This is a genomic window from Plasticicumulans sp. (assembly GCF_035331805.1).
In the GTDB taxonomy this organism is placed as follows: Bacteria; Pseudomonadota; Gammaproteobacteria; order Competibacterales; family Competibacteraceae; genus Plasticicumulans.
In genome coordinates, this window is the sequence record NZ_DAOLKE010000288.1 from 1 (window position 1) to 2,716 (window position 2,716).

Sequence of the window (2,716 nt, forward strand, 5' to 3'; positions counted from 1 at the left end):
GCGCCAGCGATTCGCGATCGGGCTGGGCGCTGACGCAGACGCGCACCGCCGGCGGCGTCGGCTGACGCCCGACCGCGAACACCTCGGCCGGGGCCACGGCGACCCCGCGCGCGCGCGCCGCGGCGACGAACTCGCCCTCGCGCCACGGCTCCGGCAGCGGCAGCCACAGGTGGAAGCCCCCGGGCTGCGCGCGGTACGGATGCGCGGCCAGCCGCCCGGCCGCGAGCTGCTGGCGCGCGCGGATCTCCTCGCGCTGCCAGTCCATCAGGCGCTCGGCCGTGCCCTCGGCGATCCAGCGCGCGGCAATCTCGGCCATCAGCGGCGGTGCCATCCACACCGAGGTGCGCACGGCCGCACTGATGCGCTCGGCCCAGGCCGACGGCGCCGCGACATAGCCGATGCGCAGGCCCGGCATCAGCGCCTTCGACGTGCAGGTCACGTAGCAGCTGCGCTCGGGCGCGAAGCTCGCGAGCGCCGGCGGGCGCTCCGGCACCAGAAAGCCGTAGACATCGTCATCGAGCAGCGCGAAGTCGAACTCGCGGGCGATCTCGGCGATCTCGGCCCGGCGCGCCGCCGGCAGCACCGCAGTGGTCGGGTTGTGCAGCGTCGCGACGGTCGCGAGCAGCTTCGGCCGGTGCTCGCGCGCCGCTTCCCGCAGCGCTTCGGGGATCAGCCCGTGCTCGTCGATCGCGACCGGCACGACGCGCAGCCGCGCCTGACTGGCCGCCGCGATCAGCCCCGGATACGCGAGGGCCTCGGTCAGCAGCACATCGCCGGGCTCGGCCATCGCCATCAGCACCGCGAGCAGGGCGTGCTGGGCGCCGCAGGTGATGACGATCTGCTCCGTCGTATAGCCCGGCAGCCCGAGCATCGCGATGAAGCCGGCGCCGGCGGCGCGGTGCGCCGGCAGGCCGCAGGTCGGCGCGTAGTTGAGCAGCGCCGCGAGATCGAGCGTGGCCGGCAGCTCGGTCAGCGTCTGCTGCAGCGCCCGGATCTGCGGCAGCAGCGCCGGGCGGTTCACCGACAGATCGATCAGCCCCGGGGCCGGCGCATGAATCATCACCGGCGCCTGCACGCGCGTCTCGCGCACGAAGGTGCCGCGCCCGACCGTCCCGCGCGTCAGTCCGCGCGCTTCGGCCTCGGCATAGGCGCGCGTGATCGTGCCGACGGTCACGCCGAGGCGCTCGGCCAGCTCGCGGTGCGTCGGCAGGCGCGCGCCCGGCGCAAGCCGCCCCTCGCGCAGGTCGGCTTCGAGGGCATCGGCGATCGCGCGGTAGCGCGGGCCGGCGTAGGGGTTGAGGTCTGGCGTCCACATTGTCATGGTGACAAAGAATGGCTTGACATCCGTATTGTGTCAACTACTCTGCATGTCGCGGTGACAATGTAGTGATCGCCCCTACTGCTGGAGATGCAAAAATGAGCACAATCCGCGAATTGTCTCTTCCTCTTTCCCGGTCCCTGCCTTCGCTGCGCGAGCTCGTCGCTCTGCCGGCCACGGGAATGGGGCGCATCGTCCGCACCGCCGGCCTCTGGTATCGCCGCCACAATGAACGCCGCACCTTGGCGGCCCTGCCCGATTACCTGCTGAAGGACATCGGCTTGAGCGATGCCGATGTCTGGGCCGAATCGCGCAAGTGGTTCTGGCAGGAATGAGCGCGGCGCGCGGCCGATGCAGCGGCCTTTGCAGGCGCTGCAGGCCGCGGGCAGGGTGACAAAGCACATTGTCACCCTCGATGCCGGAACCGCGCATGACCGCCCGCACAGCCCTTGTCCCCGGAGCCTTCGCCATGCAGCTCGCCCTGTACCAGATCGACGCCTTCACCGACCGGCCCTTCGCCGGCAACCCGGCGGCGGTCGTGCCGCTCGAACGCTGGCTGCCCGATGCCGTGCTGGCCGCGATCGCCGCCGAGAACAACCTGTCGGAAACCGCCTTCTTCGTGCCCGAAGGCGAAGGCTTCCGGCTGCGCTGGTTCACGCCCGGCATCGAGGTCGATCTCTGCGGCCATGCCACGCTCGCCAGCGCCTGGGTGCTCTATGAGCGCCTCGGCTGGCGCGCAGCGCGCATTCCTTTCGTCTGCGCCAGCGGCCCGCTCGGCGTGCGCCGGCTGGAGGACGGTCGGCTGGAGCTGGATTTTCCCGCCCGCTCGCTGCTTGCCACCGACGCCGGGCTCGCCGAAGCCGTCGCCGCCGCGCTCGGCGCGCAGCCGGTCGAGGTGCGCAGCTCCGACACCAACCTGTTCGCCGTCTTCGCCTGCGAAGCCGACATCCGTGCGCTGCGCCCGGACTTCGCGGCCCTCGCACGTCTGCCGAAGCAGGGCGTCATCGTCACCGCCCCCGGCGATCATGCCGACTTCGTCAGCCGCTATTTCGCCCCGGCCGCCGGCATCGACGAAGACCCGGTCACCGGCTCCGCCCACTGCGAGCTGACCCCGTACTGGGCCGCGCGGCTGGGCCGGGATCGCCTGCACGCGCAGCAGGTCTCGAAGCGCCACGGCGAACTGCAGGTATGTCTCGATGGCGCGCGCGTGCGCATCGCCGGCCATGCCGTGCCGTATCTCGAAGGGCGGATCACGCTGCCCGGAGACTGAGGCGGTTCAACGCGGCCGGCGCGGTTTCCGGTCCGTTGCGGACCGGCTGCCGGCCGGCATCGATCCGCAGGCTTTCCGGACCCCGAAACGCCACCGGCCGCGCAAGGCGCGGCCGGTGGGTTGTCCTG

General features: G+C 71.9%; 3 protein-coding genes. 2 read left to right on the forward strand and 1 reads right to left on the reverse strand.

Annotated features, from left to right (window positions below):
• Positions 1–1,315, reverse strand: a 1,315-nt coding sequence (locus PKE44_RS15395; RefSeq protein ID WP_324552820.1) for a PLP-dependent aminotransferase family protein, incomplete at its 3' end; no start/stop codon positions are given.
• A 101-nt stretch (positions 1,316–1,416) separates the two neighbouring features.
• On the opposite strand from PKE44_RS15395, the gene PKE44_RS15400 reads away from it, so the two are divergent.
• Positions 1,417–1,653, forward strand: a complete 237-nt coding sequence (locus tag PKE44_RS15400; protein WP_324552823.1) for a DUF1127 domain-containing protein — start codon at positions 1,417–1,419, stop codon at positions 1,651–1,653.
• Positions 1,654–1,787: 134 nt separating this feature from the next.
• Positions 1,788–2,588, forward strand: a complete 801-nt coding sequence (locus tag PKE44_RS15405) for a PhzF family phenazine biosynthesis protein (protein ID WP_324552826.1) — start codon at positions 1,788–1,790, stop codon at positions 2,586–2,588.
• The last annotated feature ends 128 nt before the right edge of the window (positions 2,589–2,716 follow it).